Raw genomic sequence first — 18,708 nt, 5'->3', positions numbered from 1 at the left:
ACTGATTTTTAAATTAACTTTTTATTGTTATATGGTGGATCCGATCGGGATCGAACCGATGCCTTCTGCGTGCAAAGCAGACGTTTTACCATTGAAACTACGGACCCTTTAAGCAAATACAATTCCTTTGCCTATAACTTATTTTCTAACTTTTCTTTCATAATTTCATTTTCTAATTCCCGAATTCGGTCTCTTAAATCGTTACAATCGTTTTCCAAACGAACTGTGCGGTTTAGTTTTTTAATTAGGAATATCATAAATAATCAGCCTATAACTGGAATAAAAATTCACAAAATTCATCAAAAATCTTCTCAATTTCTTAACTGGTTTCTCTTTTTTTCCTTAAATCTCTTTTTAAAATTTCTAATTGTAATTCTTTATTATTCATAGTCATTAATAAATTTTTATGGGGCGGATGAGGAGAATTGAACTCCTGAATCCTAGTACCACAAACTAGTGCGTTACCACTTCGCTACATCCGCCATGGACCCAGCAACGGGACTCAAACCCGTGACCCCAGACTGGCAGTCTGGAATTTTATCAACTAAACCATGCTGGGTTAGTATAATTAATTTTTAAGTGTAATCATGCTGGCTAAAACTGTCTCAATAAAGATATAAGAAAATAACTCCTGTAAACAATGAATATAAAGCAGGAATTCATGGACTACCAAAAATTTTGGGAGGTAAATCCCTATTGACCATAAAAGTAGCAATAAAAACAAGCAAAGGAAAAGCAAAATAGAGAAAAAAAGCCAAGAATTTTAATTTTGGGCTTCGGGCAGGAAAATAAAGGTAAAAAAGTGGAGTTGAAAAAAGCAAAAAAGTAATTAAGGTTAAGAAAAAACTATCAAAAAGAAGAAAATAAAGTCCAGAACTTCCTGCTGAAAGAAAAACAATTAGTAAACTAAATAAAAGATTGCTTACTCAATAATAAGTAAAGCAACTAGCAATTTTAGTCAGAAAAATATTTTGCCGGTTAATGGGCGAAGTAAAAGTTAAAACTGAAGCGTCCTCTCTTTTTTGTTCTTTACTAACCAGAGCATAAATAAGATTACTACTCATTATAAGTAATAAGCCTGCTTTTGCCAAAGAAATCCATCAACTTCTATTTCAAATGTTTTTTGCCTCTTTTATTTCAAAAACTTTCAAAATATTTGGATTTATAATAACAATTAAAAGAGCAAGAGCCAGTAAAAGCAACCAAGTAAAGAATATTTTTTTAATATAATAACGATAAAGTTTAAGAAATATAGGTTTTTCAAAACGAAACATAAGAAAAATTTTTAATTAAAATCCCTTTTAGTAAATTCATTTCAGTAAAGATAGAAAAATAAAAGACCTACCAAAAAGCAAAGCGGAACCACAAAAAGCGGTTTATAAAGAATTAGTTCTCTGGTTTTAGCCATAAAACGATATAAGCCACCACTTCCTAAAAAACCCATAGTTATATTTCAAATATAAGGAATAAAAAATAATAAAATAGCAAAAAGTACATTGCCAAGAGTACCCGCCTTTAAGTTCATAAAAAATAAAATTGAATGAACAAGCAAAAATCATAAAAGCGGAAAAACTAGACCAAAAAGGATAAGGAAAGAAAACATAAATTTGGTTGAAAAAATGCCTTGGTCGCCGCCTACTCAACAATAACTAGTAAAAATTGGCAAGAAAAAGCCTAAGAAATTACTAATTAAGAAAAAAGTAAAGAAGGCTCCGATTTTCGCAAAAACCATATCGCTTCTTTTGATGGGAGAAGCGACAGTTAAAACAGTTTTGTCTTCTCCGTCCTCTTTGGGCTTTCTTACCAAGTCAGAAATTCCTGAATTCGTCAATACTGCTACTGGAATACCCAAGGCTCAAAAAGACAAAAACATTTTTCAAATAGTGCTAAAAATGGGAGGGTCAGCAACTTTTCCATTAGAAAAGAAGTCAAGAAAGTTTTCTTTAAACATATCACCTAATCAACCTTTAAAAGTATTAATTCCACTATGCATCGCAAGATTTCTCTTAATCATATTATAAACAATAACAGGAAGAATAATTAAAACTAATCAAGTAAAAATAAGGAAAACTCAAAAGTATCAACTTTTAAATAATTTTTTCAAGTAGTATTTGTACAATTTTAATATTTGATTCATAAATTAATAATATTTTTAAGCAAACAAGTCATCAGTCGTCTTTCCTTGGGACTGAATAAAATGCTCTTCATAAAGTTTTTGAATATTATCTGGTTTTGGACCAGTGTGAACAATTTCACCACTTCTAATCATAGTAATTTCATCGGCTAATTCTTGTAAATCAGATAAAATATGAGTAGACATTAAAATTGTTCCTCCTTGGTCTCTCGCTTCTTTAATTTTATTAGCCAGTAAAGTCCTTTTGGTAGGGTCTAAACCATTAAAAGGCTCATCCAGAATTAAAATTTTTGGTTGGTATAAATTAATCGCAAACAATTGAAGTAGTTTTTTTTGTCCCGTGGAAAGGCTGACACATTTTTGATTGCTTAATCTGTTTAAAGAAGAATTATGTAATTCTCTTGTAGTTTTAGAAAGAGGAAGATTTCGTAAAACTCCTACAAATTCAATAAAACCTTTTACTCTCATGTTTCGGGGAAAAGATGGTTCGGCCGGAACGTAGCCCACATTGGAATTAAAACTTGGGTCGCCGATTTCTTTTAATCCTTGTGGACTTAATACTTTTTTTCCTTCAATAAATAATTCTCCACTGCTAGCAATAACTAAATACATAATGGCATTTAAGGTGGTACTTTTTCCGGCTCCATTAGGTCCAATAAATCCGTGGATGCTGCCTTTTTTTACTCGGAAAGAAGCATTATTAACTACTGTTTTATGACCAAATCTTTTAGTAAAATTTTTAACTTCGCTAGCGTAATTCATATTTAATTTTCTTTATTAATGTATTTTTACTTCTTTCCTTAGTTAGTTCGCTTAAAATCTAAACATGAATAAAAAGGACTCTGTCCAGTGATTAATTAACAAAAAAAGAATTTTCTATAATTTTAAGCAGGACAAGCAGTAGTTGTCCGAATGAAATTTTATCTTTTGCCAGATAAGCCAAAACTTCCGGCAAAGTTTAGTTGAATTGCTTATTTAGAAAGTGATCGTCAGCGGAGAGTTTTATTTGATACTCATTATCCTTTTGGTTCACATTATCACATTGATCAGCAAGAAAGAGTGATCTTTTCTTGAGATTCTTTGGATAAGTCCTTAGATCTCTTTTTCCAAAAAGTGAAAGAAAGATTTGGACCTTTTGCCCAAGAAATTAAAGAAATATTAAAATAAAATCTAAAAATATCTATTATGAGACAATTTATATTTCGTTATGATCCTCAAGAAAGTTTGGAAAAACTAAGGAAAGATGTAAAGCATGCTATCCGAACCAAAGAGAAGCAAGTAGAGCCCAGAAACTTGATTGTTACTAATGATATTAGGGTTTTTTACCAAGTAGTTAATGAAAATCGTTTGGAATTGTTTGCTTGCTTAAAAGATAAACAGCCCGCTAACTTGCAAAAACTTTCTCAATTACTTCACCGAGATCAAAAAGAAGTAGAAAGAGATGTCCAAAGTCTAGTTGATTTAGGAATTGTCAAATTAAAAAAACAGGGTCAAGAAATCAAACCAATCGCCTTATACGAGAAAATTGTTTTTGATTTTGGAGCAAACAAAGTTAAGGAACAAGAAAGGTTAATTACTTCTTCCCTTGGTGCCTAATTGCCTCTTAAAACTGATTTAAAAAATATTGAGATGTTTTGTTGTTTAATTTCCAAATTAAAATTAAATAAGCACAAAATTAATTAGTTTGTTTTTGAGGTAAACCACTTTTTTTATTTGTTTGCCCTGAAAATGCTTGCTTATTTTTTCATTCTTTTCAATTTCTTTAATTATTCTTTCTTTTTCATGGTTAAAATCAACTGGTAAGATAGTTTTGGTTTTGCCATTAATTTGGACTATCAGATTAATTTGTTTTTGAGGTTCATTTTCATTGGTTTGGCTAATTTCTGGTCAAGGTTGATAAACAAGAGGAGTTTTTTGAAAATAACTTCAAATTTCTTCGGTTAAATGTGGTGCCAGAGGATTTAACAATTGGAGAAAATTAAGGGCATACTGGCGAGGTATGGTTTTGCTTTGATAACATTTATTAATAAAAATCATTAGTTGGGGAATAATTAAATTAAGTTTGATTTTTTGGTAATATTTAGTTGTTTCAGTTAATATTTCTTGGTAAAAATTATCTCATTCAGGGCTAGAATTTTCAGTAAACTTTTCTTTATAAGAAGTAAAAAGTTGATAAACGCGATTTAACCATTTATTCATGGCTTTAACAGTTTCTAATTTGAAATTAGTAGTTTGTTCTGGAGGAGCAAGGAAAATCATGGCTAATCTTAAAGCGTCAGCACCATATTCTTTAATTAGTGGGTCCGGGTTGATAATGTTCCCTCGCGATTTAGACATTTTTTCGCCGTCCTCACCTAAAATCATTCCTTGACAAATTAATTTTTGAAAGGGTTCAGGCTGGGAAACTATATCAATTTTGTATAAAATCTTGTGTCAAAAACGAGCATATAGTAAGTGTAAATTAGCGTGTTCTTGTCCGCCAATATAAATATCTACCGGCAACCAGTTTTTTATAATTTTTTGGGCTTCTTTGCTGTTAAGAGACAAATATTCACTATTGTTTGCTAATTGTTCTGCGTTTTTTGGCGAAAAATGAGGCTTGGAAAAATTATTCATTTATATTATTTTTTTCTTTTCCATAACACTAACAATCCAGTCAAAACCACCACTAAAATTCCTCCTATTACCACTATTGATATAATGACATTCTTATTTTTATCTTTATACTGTTTAGCAGCAGAATTTAAACTGTTTTGCTTCATTTGCTTTTTCTTCTCTTCAATAGTTTGTAAAAGAGCATTTTGATAAGCAGTAATTTGTTCAACAGTGGTTAACTGGTTAATTTCTTGTTCTCAATTTTGATATTGATTATTAGCTAAAAGTCTTAAATCAACTGGTAAATCTTTTAATTTAGTTTTGATTTCTTGAATGGCTTTTTCTTTAAAGATTTGATTTTGTTCAGGAAGAGAAAGTGGTTCAGAGTTGTTGCTTTCCTTTGTATCTAGACTTTTTGGTTTAACTGGTTTGGTCGTTTTTTCTTTGGATGGCGAATTTAGAGGAGGAGAAGAACTACTGCTGATAGAACTGTCTCCACCACTACTAGAGTTTACTGGAGGAGCATAACCACCTCCTCCGCCTCCTGGAATATCATTGCCACCAGTGCTAGTAAATGAAGAACTAGAGGGATTGTTAGTTTGTTCATTGTGAATATTAGCATTATTGCTGCTGTTATTAGTTGTGTTTAGAGAACTAGAACTGTCATCAGAAAAATAACTGCTTTTGGAATTAGAGTAACCTGCATTAGAACTGGTAGAGTAAGCATTACTACTATTATTTTGGTTAAAGGAAGTTGAAGAAGAAGTTTTATTTCCTTGATGTGATTTTTCAAGCCTTTTTTCAGTGTCGATTAAGCCAATTAAGCGGTCTCGTTCTTTGTCAATGTCGGCTTGGATGGTGAGAGCTCGAATGGTGTTTTCTCAAGTGGCTCCCAGAACGTCGGCTTTGCTTTGACCGTTGACTGTTCCGCTCGTTTGGTTAGTGTTTCAATGAGCGTTAACCGCATCAATGGCTGCGATTTGGTGAGTAATGAGATTTGGATTGGTGACCCTATTTTCAAGTGCTATTTCAATAATTCTTAGCATCTCATTTTTAAAATGTTCAGCTTGATTTTCATCTTTTAAACAATTATCGATATGTCATAAAATACTAACTCCAGGATGTTCGCATTTACAAGTGCCACGAGGTGCTGATTCAAATAAATCTAAAAAAGCAACACAATCGGCATTAAGGGCTTCTTCTAGGGTTATTTGTGAACTTCTAATTTTTTCTTTAACTATTTTTCTTCTTTCTCGGGCTTGTGCTTCTTCTTCAATAAAAGCAAGCAATTTATCTCGGAATTCGGCTAACCTACGTATCGTCGTCGAACTTTCCATTAATTCTCAAGTATAAGAAAAAAAATTATTTCAAATTGCACAACTATAGTCTCCTCTATGCCCCCTTATGTTAGGAACTCTTTCGCAACGAAAGCAAAAAAAACCATTAATGCATTTTTCGTCATACAATAATTTTTCAAGTTCAGGAGTTAAAGTTATTCATTCGTCTAATTTTAAGTCAGCTATCGTGACAGAATTTATATCCCGACGGCTATTAAATCCTAATTCCTTTTTAACTTTTCATATGATTTGTCATTCTACTTCACTAATTGCATAAGATATTTTTTCTTTGCAATACGTTCTTCTATGTATTTCAAGTTTCTCGTCCTCGGTCAAGGGACGACCTCTCCTCGGGGCAAATAAACAAGAATAATTCCAGTAGTCAGCAGGAACTCGACCAGTTCATTCGTTTGCACCGTATCTGGAGCAAAAATAATCAAAGTTAATGCCATACTCAATATTGTTATTGTTGTCGTCCATATTTTTCACCTCCTAATTATTTCTTCCCGGTGGTGGCACCTGGATATTTGCTTGTTGTTCTTGTTGTTCTTGTTGTTGATTTTCTAATCTGGTTAGTTTTATTCTGGCTTGAAGTAGCCTATTGATTTCCTGTTTGGTTAACTGTGTGCTGTTTAATATTTCTTGTCTAAGATCATCTAACATCTCTTGAGCAAATTGATTATCTCCTCGAGCAAGTGCTATTTGTGCCCTTAAAAGTCGTTCTAAATTGTTGTTGTGTAAATTATTATTTATTCTATTTCTAGCATTATTTGTTAATCTTTCCAAATATCTCCTTTGAACTCTGATTCTTTCTCCAAGGGGTAAAATTTCAAAGTCGGCTAATTGCTCTTGAAGTTCTTGAATTTGGTTTTGTAACTCTTGATTACGAGGTTGGTTATTTTGCTCTCTCAATCTTCTTACTTCTTCAATGATTTCCGGCAAAGTTTGACCATTAAGATGCGTAGTTAAGTCGTCTCCTAAATTGGTTACTCCTAAATGAGTTTGGGCAGTGGTGATAGTGTTGTTAACCGTTGTGAGGTTCCGACGAGCCGTATCCCGTTCTGTGCGAGCGTTGTCTCGTTCGGTTATAGCAGCATCACGTTCACCTTCTATGGTGTCGCGTTCTTGGGCTTTTGTTATCGCTTGTTGGAGTGTGTTGCCGTGCATTTCCATTTCCGGCAAATTGGTTAAATCAACAACGCCCAAATGATTTCGTGCATTTTCAATAGTTTGATTAGCAGTTCCTAATTGGGTTTGTAAATTGTCTCTTTCTGTTTCTGCTTGAATTCTTGTTCTTTCAGCCTCATTAAAAGCATTTACTAATCTTTCGCCAATAGTTTCGAGGTCGGTTAAATCTACTTGGGCTTGCTGGACTTGGGTTCATTGAGCGTTAGTGATATTAGGACGAGCATCACGCTGTTGCTCAGCAGTCTGTCTTGCTGTCCTCTCTGTATTCAATTGACTTTGTAAACTATTAATTGTGTTCTGATTTTGTTGCACCTTTTGACAAGCTGTTGCTGAACAATAAGATGTTGAAGAAGAAAGGCTTATTCCACAACCACGACAAGAAGGTTGGTGACTAGAACAATAACTTTGTCCACTCGGAATTCTTGTTGAACAAGAAGAACATTGATTAGAATGCTGATAGCAATAATTTCCTGAATAACTTACGATGCTACCACATCCATTAGCACAATAATAAGTTGGCGAAGGGGTATAACTACTGCTACTAGAACGAGAAGAACTAGCATTGCTCCTGCTGTGCTTACTGCAATAACCATCTGACCCTGCTATAGTTTTTTTGCATTCTTTACACGGAGGATAGGTGTAGTGTCCACAAACAGGACATGGTGTAATAGGAGAAGGAGCCCCATAGTGTGCAGAACACCTAGAGCAATCTAAGTAAATTCGAGCCGGACCATAACCCCTAGAGACACTGATATCACCCCATGCTTCATTTTCTAAGTAATAACTTTCTGCTACCCCTTCATCAATATCTTGTTCACTATTTAATACTTGTTGATTTTTTATATTTTCATTTTTTTTAAATTTATTCTTCATAATAATTTACCTCATATATATATTTTATAATATTAATTTTTCATATCATTTATTTTTTTATGAAATTTTTTAGAATTAATTTTTAATAAGAAAAGCAATATAATATCAACAAGAACCCGCTCACTGGGGCATGACATTAACATCTCTTTTTCCTTTTAGACCGTTTTTATTTTCAACATTTACTCATTTTTCTGTTTTCTGTAAAGGAGAATAATAAAGAGGGTTAGGAGTGAAGTCATTTAAAGGTGGGAGAATTAAAGGCAATTCTTTTTCGGATAAAAGTTCTTTTTGGTTATTTTCTCAGTGAATAACCGGAATCGGTTCACCTCAATATCTTTGACGAGAAAAAATTCAGTCTCTTAAATGATAAAATTTGCCTTTGTGACCTTTTTGCGTTTTTTCCAAATTTTCATTTATAATCTCAATTGCTTTTTCTTTGCTATCTAAATTATTAATTAAAGGCGAATTAATAAAACGACCGCTTATTTTCTCCCCTTGTTTGTCTATTTGAAAAATTTTTTTTATTGGTAAATTGTATTTTGTCGCAAAAGTATAGTCAATTTGTTTATTCTGTTTTAATTCTTTTTCGCTGACAAAATCGGGAATTTCTTGATATTCAAATATTTCCGGAGAAAAAGCATTAATCATTACCGCCCCTGTTCCATATTCACTTATAACAAAGTTAGTTATTCAAATGGGTAATTTTTCATTAGTTAAAGGATGTTGAACGTAGTTTCCCGTAAATTCTCCGTATATTTCTTGGCTTTCTTTATCTTTTCAAGTAGCACAGAAATCGTTTATTTTAATTTGCCTGTCAGGAGAGGAAATTTGAGCGATAAGAGGATGATTAACCGATAAAGCCAGAGCAGTTACTCCATAAAGAGTTTGTGGGCTTTTGGTGAAAACAGTAATAGTCAAATTTTTATCTGTTAGGGGGAAGTTAACAAAAGTGCCTTGATTAAGACCAATCCAGTTTTTTTGTAAAGTTTTAATGCTGTTCGGTCAGTCTAATCCGGCTAAATTTGCTAATAATTGGGGAGCATATTGAGTAATTTTTAAAACTCATTGGGGGATATTCTTTTCTACCACTGGGAAATTTCCGCGTTCCGAAACTTTTTTGTTGTCAATGGTCTTTATTTCCTCATTAGCCAGCACCGTGCCTAATTTTTCGCATCAATAAACCGGTATTTCTTTATATTCAGCTAATCCTTGGCGATAGATTTGGCAGAAAATCCATTGCGTTCAATGGTAATAAGCGGGTTCGCTGGTATTTATTTCCTTACTTCAATCATAAGAAAAGCCCATTCTTAATAGTTGTTTTTTGAAATTTTGGATATTAGTATTAGTAAAGGTAACTGGATGATGATTAGTTTGGATAGCGTATTGCTCGGCTGGTAAACCAAAAGCATCCCAACCAATTGGCATGAGAACATTATAGCCTTTTAAGCGATAAAAACGAGCCAAAGTGTCAGTAATAGTATAGTTACGAATATGCCCGACATGCAAACCACTGCCCGACGGATAAGGAAACATGGCTAAAATATATTTTTTTGGTTTGGTCTTATCGGTTAAATTAGTAAAAAAAGTGCTATTTTTGGTTCAATACTCTTGTCATTTTTTCTCGATTTCTTGACATGAATAATGAGTCATATTTAATTTTTTAGAGAAAAAACCCAGCACTCTTATTTTAAAATTTAGTTAAGCACTTTTCAACAACGAGAGCAAATTTCTTCTTTTAATTCTTCATAATTTCAGCAACGAACACAACGAGCGGCTGAAGTTTTTACTACTTTTATCCAATAATTTTGTTCTTCGTAAAAATCAGTTTGGGAAGTTTTTTCTGTAAATTCTATCTGAGCAATCAACAGCAAACGAGCCAAATTAAGTGAAGAAAATTGAGAAGTTTTTGACTCTTTTTTTGGAACAACAAAGACCCGGGCTTGGGAATTAGTGTGAATTATTTTGGTTTGCCTGGCCTTTTCTAAGGCTGAAAAAACTTCTTGGCGCAATAAAAGAAAATCCTCAATTAATTTTAAATTTTGCTCTCCGCTGGGTAATGGAAACCGAGAATCAGGCAAAAACATCACGCTTTTTTCTTGGGCATAACCAAACTTAAAAGGAATATTTTCGTATATTTCCTCTGCTAGAAAAGGTAGCAAAGGAGTAATAATTTTTAATAATCCAATTAAAAGATAATAAAGAACTATAATAATTTGCTTTCTCCTTGGGCTTTCTAAATTATCGCAATATAAACTGTCTTTGCTAATTTCGAAGTAAAAAGAACTTAAATCATTGACACAAAAATGTAAAAGAGTTTGGTAAATTAAGTTAAAATTATATTTCTGGTAATTTTCTTGACTATAATCAACTAGTTTATTTAATTTATTTAAAACTCATTCGTCCACTGGCTCTAATTCTTCAACTAACTGTTTTTCACTGGTTAAGGTGGCAAGATTAGCCAAAAGGAAGCGACAAGTATTACGAATTTTTTGATAGTTACCTTGAATTTCTTGCAATAAAGGAACACTAATTTTTACTTCTTTAGTAAAATCCGCACTGGCTACTCATAAACGAATAACATCAACTCCAAATTTTTCAATAACTTCGCTAGGTTCAATAATATTTCCTAAGGATTTTGACATTTTTTTACCTCTTTCGTCTACTACAAAACCATGAGTTACTACTTGCTGATAAGGTGCTTTGCCGGTAAATATGACCGAAGTGATTAGTGAGGAATTAAACCAACCACGAAATTGGTCTTGACCTTCAACATAAAGAGTAGCAGGTCAAGGATTTTTTTTTTCTAACGAATTTATGTTATTTTCTTTCTTATTATTCATTCTTGCTTTTTTACTTTTTCCATTTCTACTTTTCCCAAAAAGAAAGGCTGAAACCTTTTCCATCACCTCAACAGTGAAAAGTATAAACTCTATTTAAACACTCTTTACTAGTCAATTGCGGTCAAACTGTTTTATCTCTTAATAAACCATGAAAAACAACTATACTTGCGGGGCACGGAATTTCACTATTATTATGCTCTATTAGTAAAGAGTAAAAGGGGCTTCCTTTGTTTGCTCCTTTTTTTACAATATGTTCCTCACACTTAACTATTTTGCCAGCAAATATGATAGGTGGCTGTTTATCATAATTTTTTTCTTTTTCAAATGGTTGAGGAGTTTCATTTTCTTGAACTAACTTCTGACCGCTTTCCTTTTCTAAATAGTGAACCAAAGCAAGATAAGCAATTAACTGTGGCGAAGTGAGTATTCTTTGCTCTTTAACATGCCAAAAGCCACTTTTTCTCTCCAAATTAGTAATTGAATATATTCCTTTATTAAGTAAAGAGTTAATTTCCTGGACTATTTCTTTTGATACCACTTGAAAATCAGTTGTTAAAGCCAAAGAAGCAAAACTTTTCTTAACTATTTTAGTGCTACTCCTTGGCTGAGCAAAAATAACTTTTTCTACTTCATATTCTTTAATTTTCTCGCTAATTAAACTTATAATATTTTCGGTGTTTGTTTCTCCCCACGTAAAAAAGCGGTAATTTTCTTGTTCGTGGTCGTAAAAACATACTCCTACTCTAAACATTCCTGACTATAAGGACTAATCGCTAAGTACTTTACCATAAATAAATGTTTTTTCTTGTCTGGCTAAATTAGAGTTTTCTTTCATAATTAAATTTTAGCATTATTTTTGTGCTGATTTTTTTAATCCTTTTTTAAATTCATAATTATTTTTAACATTTCTCATAAAAACAACTATATGGGAAAAATTGATAAAAAAAACAGAGAGAGAGTTAATTATCCAACTCCAAGTTAAAGACCAAAACGAAAAAATCTACAATTTAGAAAAAACAGAAACATTTAATATAGAATGAGAAAAAGAAACTAGCAAAACAGTAGTTTTTAATTTAGGTGAAAGAGAGCATAAATTCGTTATAAGTATTAAGCCAAAAAAAGGCTGATTCGGAGATAGAGTTTGAGCAGCAGGAGTTAGCCAAGGGAAATTTATGCCTCAGCAAAAGCCGGTTGAGATTATAGGTGAAACAAAGATAATATTTAAAAATAATCAGTGAAATACTGAAGGGAAAATTTTAGTTGGAAGTTTAATTTCTCTTATAGTTATCGGCATAATTGCTTTTATTGTTTGGCGAAAAAGAAAAAAAGTAAAATCTAATTAGTTTTTTTCTTTCATTAAAAAGTGAAGCAAATAAACTTCTATTTTTTATTGCTTTTTTTACTCTTCACCAGCATAAAAATACTAATTATTACTAAAAAAGTTAAAATAATAATCCCTGCTGCTATGCCAATTTTAGTACCAGTTGAGAGCCCTTTACTCATTTCTGCTGAATTATTATTACTTTTATTACTTTCTTCTGTTTGGCTATCTGTCGGCAATTGATTATTTTTGCTAGGCTGCTCTTTTACTTCTTGAAAACTATCTCATTCGAAATCATGGTCGCAGTAAAAAGATAAAGCACTATTATTTTGTGACAATTTTAAACTTTTAATTCGCATAGTAAATTGTTTTTCCACCGACTCTGTTAAAATGTTGCTTTTATACAATTTAAATTTAGTTAGTGGCGTGTAAAGAGGAATTTGAACTGGGTCAGCAAACCCAAAAATGATTTTGGTAATGGGTGGCATCCCTTCAATTCCTAAATTTAAAGGTTCGATTTCTAATTCATGTTTATAACTGCCATATTTGGAAAAACTTTCTTCATAATTAAGTCCTATTACAAATCCTAATTTACGCTGATTAATCACTTTAAAAGTAATTTCCGGAAAAGAATAATCACTGCTAGTTTGTTTTTCTAATTTGCTAGTATCTTTTACTAAAAAGCCATTGGCATAATCGGGTTGACGTCCTTTTCCTTCATATTCATCCATAAAATTCGGTTTAAACTGTAAATTTTCCAGAGAAGTAATAAAAATATCGTCTTCTTTTCTATTTTTAATTTGGTTAACTATTGCTGAATTATCGTCAGGAATAATTAAATAAGGAATTATAGCCCCTTTGTTGCCAGCTAAGAAAAAATGATTTTTCGTTTTTTTCCATAATCCACATAATTTTCATTTGTAATATCTACTTCGTTAAAAACAAAAAAAGTCAGATACTTTTTTTCGTCCTCAGTTCAAGTATCGGGCAGTCCCAGAGCAGAAGGAGGAAGAAGAGTAAAAGAAAAATGTTCATTCATGATAATATTAATTTTTCTGTTTACGACTTAACTTTTCTTTCCAAAGGAGAAGGAATTTCAGTAATAATTTTTTCCAACAATAAATCCACATTTTTGCCAGTTTTGGCCGAAATTAAGCAAATATTTTCCCGAGAGCAATTTAAAAGTTCTATTAATTGATTTTGAACTTTTTCTATCTGGGCGTGCGGCAAATCAATTTTGTTAATGACCGGAATGATTTTTAATCCTTGTTGCCGAGCAATTTCATAATAAGTTAAAGTTTGGGCTTGAATGCCTTTAATGGAGTCTACTAACAAAATAACTCCTTCGCAAGTAGCCAAGGAGCGAGAAACTTCATAATGAAAATCAAAATGTCCCGGAGTGTCAATTAAATTTAAAACATAAGGCTCTGAACTTTCCGGAGGATAATATAACTGAACCGCATTTAGTTTAATAGTAATGCCTTTTTCCTTCTCCAAGGCTAAACTATCTAAAACTCTTTCAAGTATTTGTTTGCTATTTTTGAAGTTAGTTAATTCTAAAATGCGGTCAGCAAGGGTAGATTTGCCATGATCAATATGAGCAATAATGGAAAAGTTTCTAATTTTTTCAGTTTTAGCGAGCATAATTTATTTGTTAAGGTTTTTAAGTTTTTTCATTTACAGATTTTTAATTAGATTTCATAAAACTCGTTTTGTGTCCTCCTTTATATTCTTGAAAATCAAATAATTTCAGCATTTTAAATATTTTTTCAAACTGCCTAGTTTACCAAAAGAATTTCAATAATTAGTTTCTCAATTTCTCATTCACCGATAATAATAAATTATTCGGCTGATTATTTATCTCTTAAATTTTTCCCATTGTTAAATGAAATACTTGGCATTTTGATGCAGGTTATTTTTAGCAAATGGAACTTTCAAGAAAAAATGCGTGCTTGCTGGCGTAAGTTTCATGGAATTTTGAAGAAAGTTTTGGAACTTTTTAGAAAGAAGTTGCGGTAGAGGAATTGGTGGCTTTGGTCTTTTCTTCACCTTTGTGGTAAAAAAATAAGGTTTTATTGAATAAAAAAAGTAAGCAAATAAATTTTTTTCTCCTCTGCCCCAAATTTTTTATATGTATTACACACCGGTAATTATCGAGAAAATTTCTTCTAATATTTTACTTGGAATTATAGGAATTATTCTCTTGTCTTTTCTATTTGCTTTTTTCTTTACTTGATTGCTCTGATTACTTATCAAATTATTTTTTTTCCTTTCTCTTCAAAAAATCAAAAATAAACTGCGTAAATCTCAAACTCCCTCTTGGGCAATGCTTCTTTATTCACAAAAATCTAGATTAAAATTTTTTTTTGTTTCAACTATTATTTTTTTTTTTTAAATTTATTCTTCTTCTTTTTATTACTTATTTTTATTCGTTATTCCTAGCAAGTTTTTTTTAGTCCTTATTAGTTAGCCGTTTATTGCTAGCATGTGTTTTTTTTCTTGTTAGGATTTTTTAAATTTGTATTTTCTTTGTTTCATTTCATTTTTCTTTCGTTATTTTATCTTTTTTGTTTTTATATTTTCCCCGTTAGGGGTTTATTTTTTTTAAGTTTTTTTTGTCGTGACAGTTATGGTTAAATAAAGTTTAAGTTTCATCTATAAGTTTTTGTTGTATTCCCATCGTGGGAATAGAAAAGTAAAATAAATTTGCCAAAAAGAGAAATTATTGTTATACAAATTTTACATTTTGTCAAGAAAAAAGTTTGTTTTGTCATGCCTTACTAAAAATACTAATAAAATGCCAAAAAAACGATTATCTACCGAAGTTTACCCACCGCCAAGTAAAAAAATAAAATTAATTCATGATGACTTAATACATCATAATGCGTTAACATTGTACATTTAACTTTTTTGTTGCTTATTAATAAATTCACTAATTATTTCATTAATTTTTCTCATATCCAAATCGGGAAATTGCTTTTTTATTTGTCCGAGCAGGAAATTTTGGATTTTTTGGGGTTTCAAAGAGTATTTTTTAACCAAATCAGCGTCTCATAACTTTTCTAATTCAGAAAAAATGAGAGAATTATCAGTTATTTCTTTTTTTTGGTATTTTTTAATTAAATAAGCAAGCGATTTTTTAGTAGTAATTAATTGTTCCACGGTATTTTTAATTTCATCAGTTTCTAATTTTTTTTCTTTTCATAATTGAAAAAGTTTTCAGTAAGATTTTCATCTTTTTTGAAAAAGAGAAAAGTTTTCGTCGGAAAAATAAGGATTCAAATAATTTAAAAAAAAAGTGGCTCAATTTTCATATTCCTGAGCAGAAAACAAAAGATTATTTTCTTTTTTTATCATTTTAATCTTTCCTAAGAGGACTATTTTCTACTATTTTGGCTTCTGTTTGTAATTGGTTAATTTCTAATTGAGAAACTTTTCTTTCTAGTTCTTGGATTTGTTGGTCTTTTGCTTTAATTTGTTCTTTTAGTTTTCGAAAATAACCGATATGTTCTTGGTAATTACCAACTATATTTGTTCCTTGGTTTCGGTAAAAATCCTCTATTGATTTGGCATATTCAGTAGAAAAATCATTATAAGCAGAAGCTTTTTCGGCTTCTAGGATTTTATTTTGAGATTGGAGACTGATTATTAGTTTATATTCAGGGGTTAAACAAGATAGACCCTGCAATCTACTTAATAACTCAGCGTCTCCCGAAAGGACTTTGTTGACGGCTTCTTGCTGTTGCTCTCGGACTTCTCTTCTTCCAAGTGACATTTCATAAAAATCCTTATCTAATTCATTCATTTTATCACGCATTTGAAATCCTTCGGCTAGTTCATTCATCTCCTTTTCATAAATTTCTTTTCCATAAAGCTGGTCGTTTTCATCAGTTAATAAACGCCAGAGAATGATTAATTTACGAGCAATTACTTTGTTGCCGAGATTATTGAGAGCTGTGCAGTCAAGATAAGTAAACGTTCCTGCTTTCTTGCCAAGGAATTTATGATGCTCAACATCACCTACTTTGCTTTCATCATAATTTTCTGCCCAATCATCTAAATCCGAGGTATCAATTAATCTTTCTAGACCTAGTATTTGAGGTTCAATACTATCTCTAATCTCTTCTCAGACCATTTCTTTTCATCCTGGAGGAAGTTTTAGGCTAGTGATTGGATTACCGGAAAAGTCAACAGACTCTGTCAAAGCTAGGCTACCTGAAAGATCTAGAGAAGAAATCTGGTTGTTACGACAATAAAATGATTCTAAGTTTTTCTTTTCTCCCAAAATTAGTTTAGTAAGCGGAGTTTTTAATGAAGGTTCGTTCATATCCATATCAAGATAAATATATTCAACTTTAATATATTTGCTTAAATCTAACTCTCCTCCTTCTAGTAATTCAGTAACGCCTTGCTTTTCTCTTTCTCGGTTTACTTCTCCAATATTAATACTTTCCACTCTTTTCTTAGCCTTCAAAGTGGGGTATTTCTTATTTAATCATTCTTGTAATGTAGTCATAGTAATTATAATTTTAAACTTATTTTAAATGTTTAACATTAATCTTTACTTTTTTTTCTATCATTTTTTTTCTTTCCTCAGCAATAAAAGGCTACCAAAGAAGAAATAAGAATAACACCTGTTCACACTGGTCAGTAAAAGGCTTTTTCGTATCATTGCTTTTCGTTATTATTTTGGGTTGAAGTTGACTGCTGAGGAGAAATTTTAGAATCTTTGCTTACCGGCAAGGAACGAGATTGAGAAGAAGACTTGCCATCTAGACCGCGGGATTTTAATTCAGCAATAATTTTATCAGCAACTATTTGCGGGGAAGAAATTTCTTGCTGAAAAACAATTAATTTTATGCCCTTTTCTTGGCATAATTTTTCTGTTTCGGCCAATAATCGTTCTTGAAAGCCTATAGCACTGGCTGTGTATTCTGGAGCCGAATCGCTCTCTCGCCCTCGCCTTTTTAAAAATTCTGTAAGAATTTGTTGGTCTACTTTTACAAAAATCAAGTAATCAGGGTTCGGTATTTCTTCTCTATCAAGTTCGCAAATTTGTTTCATTATGTTAAAGTATTTATTATCCGGTTGCATTAGTCATGGTTCTTTGCCAAGTTAAGAATACGTTAACTTATCAAAATAACTATCAACAATAGCAGTTTTTCCTTCCTCACTTATTTTTTTTGCTTTGTAAAGAAAAGGGACGTGAATAGCCCGAAACCACGTCATCATGGAAAAATCGTCTAAATGTTCTGATTGAGCCGTAGCAAATTCTGGTCAATCTCCTTGTTCTGGTTCAAAAAAACCGGAACCATTTTCGTTAACCACTATTTCTTTTCACGAAGATATGCCTAGATTTCACTTTTTCGCTACTTCCCGAGCGGCACTAGACTTTCCACATCCCGGGACGCCTATAAAAATTATCAAATTCATATATATATATATATATAGTTTTAACTAACTACTTTTATTTCCTTTCGTTATCATAATATATATTTTTAATTCTTTCTTTCTCATTTAACTTTTCAACTAATTCAATATTTTTGTCAGCATAAAGTTTTTTAATGATTGCTGCCATAAAATCGGTTGGTGCTTTTCTATTCATAGAAGCAAAATTTTTATGCTGTTCTTGGTTCAAATTAAGTTTTATTTTTCCTTTTCCTAATACTCCAAAGTATAAACAAGAGGTCTTGCTAAAATTGTTGCTAACAGTAGAAAGGTCAATTTCTTCTTCTCCCTCTGTTTGTCTAGTATAAAATAAATGATAAAGAGGCTCCGGATGCTGTTTTAAGATTTCAATCAGTTTACTTGGTTCCAAATTATCAAAAGAAAGAGCATCAGACTTACGATAAACTTCTAATATTTGTTTTAATTTTTGGTTTTCAGTTTTTAAATTATTATTGGCAAATGTTAGTTCTTCAATTTTTTTTGCTTCTTCCTCAACTTTTTTGTTATTTAATTCTGTCTGTACTCCTCTTTCTTTCACTACAATTTTTCGTCCTATAACTATTTCTTCCTCACTATCAATAGTAATTCCTCCAAAAGTAGGCTCTCTTTCGGCTACTTTCGGGCTAATATAAATGGGATAAGGAATATCTTTGCCCTTTGTTAATTCTAATTTTTCCATTAAATTATGGGGGATATCTATTTGTATTCATTCTTCCTCATAATCAAAGCCGTATCTTTCACATAAAGGCTTATTTTTCCACTTTGGGTTAGTAGAACCACAATAATTTCCGGCACTAGTTTCTAACTGAATAAAATCAGTGGGAATCTGTTGTTTAAGTTGTGCCGAGATTTCTTGAATGTTTATTGTTTCCTGCTTGGTTGCTAATTCTTGAAAACACTCTTGATAAGTTTTTTTTATGTCTGGTTTAAATTCATTATTCTTCATAATATTATTAATTTAGTGCGAAGAAA

The 18,708-nt window shown here is 31.6% G+C and carries 20 protein-coding genes, 3 tRNA genes and 1 pseudogene; 3 read left to right on the top strand and 21 right to left on the bottom strand.

From position 1 onward, the window contains the following. Window positions 1-32: 32 nt before the first annotated feature. The 7 genes from GvMRE_RS01055 to GvMRE_RS01030 form a co-directional block, all read right to left on the bottom strand. Window positions 33-107 (bottom strand) — tRNA-Ala (locus GvMRE_RS01055). Between the two features lie 24 nt (window positions 108-131). Continuing rightward, window positions 132-257 (bottom strand): hypothetical protein, encoded by a 126-nt coding sequence (locus GvMRE_RS14285; protein ID WP_281267935.1) that lies wholly within the window; start codon window positions 255-257, stop codon window positions 132-134. Between the two features lie 150 nt (window positions 258-407). Then, window positions 408-482, bottom strand: a tRNA-His gene (locus GvMRE_RS01050). Window positions 483-484: 2 nt separating this feature from the next. After that, window positions 485-559, bottom strand: a tRNA-Gly gene (locus tag GvMRE_RS01045). A 16-nt stretch (window positions 560-575) separates the two neighbouring features. Next, the gene (locus GvMRE_RS01040) at window positions 576-1,274 is read right to left on the bottom strand and encodes a hypothetical protein (RefSeq protein ID WP_147409446.1); all 699 of its coding nucleotides are present in this window, start codon (window positions 1,272-1,274) and stop codon (window positions 576-578) included. An 11-nt stretch (window positions 1,275-1,285) separates the two neighbouring features. After that, on the bottom strand, window positions 1,286-1,993 hold the full coding sequence (locus GvMRE_RS01035; protein ID WP_147409445.1) for a hypothetical protein: 708 nt from the start codon (window positions 1,991-1,993) through the stop codon (window positions 1,286-1,288). Window positions 1,994-2,152: 159 nt separating this feature from the next. Then, a complete protein-coding gene (locus GvMRE_RS01030; protein ID WP_147409444.1) occupies window positions 2,153-2,896 on the bottom strand; it encodes an ABC transporter ATP-binding protein in 744 nt (247 codons plus the stop codon). A gap of 165 nt (window positions 2,897-3,061) precedes the next feature. On the opposite strand from GvMRE_RS01030, the gene GvMRE_RS01025 reads away from it, so the two are divergent. Together GvMRE_RS01025 and GvMRE_RS01020 are read left to right on the top strand one after the other, a co-directional pair. Further along, on the top strand, window positions 3,062-3,301 hold the full coding sequence (locus GvMRE_RS01025; RefSeq protein WP_147409443.1) for a hypothetical protein: 240 nt from the start codon (window positions 3,062-3,064) through the stop codon (window positions 3,299-3,301). Window positions 3,302-3,319: 18 nt separating this feature from the next. Then, window positions 3,320-3,730, top strand: a complete 411-nt coding sequence (locus tag GvMRE_RS01020) for an HVO_A0114 family putative DNA-binding protein (RefSeq protein WP_147409442.1) — start codon at window positions 3,320-3,322, stop codon at window positions 3,728-3,730. 63 nt (window positions 3,731-3,793) lie between these two features. On the opposite strand, the pseudogene GvMRE_RS01015 reads toward GvMRE_RS01020, so the two are convergent. The 6 genes and pseudogenes from GvMRE_RS01015 to GvMRE_RS00990 form a co-directional block, all read right to left on the bottom strand. Beyond that, window positions 3,794-4,501: pseudogene (locus GvMRE_RS01015) on the bottom strand (class I tRNA ligase family protein); the annotation flags it as partial. Window positions 4,502-4,755: 254 nt separating this feature from the next. Then, window positions 4,756-6,546 (bottom strand): hypothetical protein, encoded by a 1,791-nt coding sequence (locus GvMRE_RS01010; RefSeq protein WP_147409440.1) that lies wholly within the window; start codon window positions 6,544-6,546, stop codon window positions 4,756-4,758. A gap of 12 nt (window positions 6,547-6,558) precedes the next feature. After that, window positions 6,559-8,127: a hypothetical protein gene (locus GvMRE_RS01005; RefSeq protein WP_147409439.1), complete on the bottom strand. Its 1,569-nt coding sequence runs from the start codon at window positions 8,125-8,127 to the stop codon at window positions 6,559-6,561. Between the two features lie 75 nt (window positions 8,128-8,202). Then, window positions 8,203-9,777, bottom strand: coding sequence for a leucine--tRNA ligase (leuS, locus tag GvMRE_RS01000; RefSeq protein WP_147409438.1), 1,575 nt, complete (start codon window positions 9,775-9,777; stop codon window positions 8,203-8,205). A gap of 44 nt (window positions 9,778-9,821) precedes the next feature. Beyond that, the gene (locus tag GvMRE_RS00995) at window positions 9,822-10,967 is read right to left on the bottom strand and encodes a class I tRNA ligase family protein (RefSeq protein ID WP_172575195.1); all 1,146 of its coding nucleotides are present in this window, start codon (window positions 10,965-10,967) and stop codon (window positions 9,822-9,824) included. Window positions 10,968-10,992: 25 nt separating this feature from the next. Continuing rightward, the gene (locus GvMRE_RS00990; protein ID WP_147409436.1) at window positions 10,993-11,718 is read right to left on the bottom strand and encodes a hypothetical protein; all 726 of its coding nucleotides are present in this window, start codon (window positions 11,716-11,718) and stop codon (window positions 10,993-10,995) included. A 184-nt stretch (window positions 11,719-11,902) separates the two neighbouring features. Between GvMRE_RS00990 and GvMRE_RS00985 the strand changes: the two genes are divergently transcribed. Continuing rightward, on the top strand, window positions 11,903-12,310 hold the full coding sequence (locus GvMRE_RS00985) for a hypothetical protein (RefSeq protein WP_147409435.1): 408 nt from the start codon (window positions 11,903-11,905) through the stop codon (window positions 12,308-12,310). A gap of 37 nt (window positions 12,311-12,347) precedes the next feature. Here the strand turns inward: GvMRE_RS00985 and GvMRE_RS00980 are convergent, their stop codons facing one another. From GvMRE_RS00980 to GvMRE_RS00950, 8 genes are all read right to left on the bottom strand, one after another. Then, window positions 12,348-13,019, bottom strand: coding sequence for a hypothetical protein (locus GvMRE_RS00980; RefSeq protein WP_147409434.1), 672 nt, complete (start codon window positions 13,017-13,019; stop codon window positions 12,348-12,350). A 137-nt stretch (window positions 13,020-13,156) separates the two neighbouring features. After that, window positions 13,157-13,327: a hypothetical protein gene (locus GvMRE_RS13330; protein ID WP_172575194.1), complete on the bottom strand. Its 171-nt coding sequence runs from the start codon at window positions 13,325-13,327 to the stop codon at window positions 13,157-13,159. Between the two features lie 20 nt (window positions 13,328-13,347). Then, window positions 13,348-13,932 carry a GTP-binding protein gene (locus GvMRE_RS00975; protein WP_147409433.1) on the bottom strand — a complete coding sequence of 195 codons (585 nt, stop codon included), beginning with the start codon at window positions 13,930-13,932 and terminating at the stop codon, window positions 13,348-13,350. Window positions 13,933-15,189: 1,257 nt separating this feature from the next. Further along, a complete protein-coding gene (locus tag GvMRE_RS00970; protein ID WP_147409432.1) occupies window positions 15,190-15,645 on the bottom strand; it encodes a GatB/YqeY domain-containing protein in 456 nt (151 codons plus the stop codon). Window position 15,646: 1 nt separating this feature from the next. Further along, complete coding sequence (locus GvMRE_RS00965; RefSeq protein ID WP_147409431.1) at window positions 15,647-16,804, bottom strand: leucine-rich repeat domain-containing protein; 1,158 nt, start codon at window positions 16,802-16,804, stop codon at window positions 15,647-15,649. A gap of 38 nt (window positions 16,805-16,842) precedes the next feature. Continuing rightward, on the bottom strand, window positions 16,843-17,352 hold the full coding sequence (locus GvMRE_RS00960; RefSeq protein ID WP_147409430.1) for a hypothetical protein: 510 nt from the start codon (window positions 17,350-17,352) through the stop codon (window positions 16,843-16,845). A gap of 51 nt (window positions 17,353-17,403) precedes the next feature. Next, complete coding sequence (locus tag GvMRE_RS00955; protein WP_147409429.1) at window positions 17,404-17,721, bottom strand: AAA family ATPase; 318 nt, start codon at window positions 17,719-17,721, stop codon at window positions 17,404-17,406. Between the two features lie 34 nt (window positions 17,722-17,755). Beyond that, on the bottom strand, window positions 17,756-18,682 hold the full coding sequence (locus tag GvMRE_RS00950) for a hypothetical protein (RefSeq protein ID WP_147409428.1): 927 nt from the start codon (window positions 18,680-18,682) through the stop codon (window positions 17,756-17,758). Window positions 18,683-18,708: the final 26 nt, after the last annotated feature.

The organism is endosymbiont GvMRE of Glomus versiforme (genome assembly GCF_003546845.1).
Note: the sequence above shows the minus strand (reverse complement) of the source record. Positions and strands in the feature narration are given on the sequence as shown.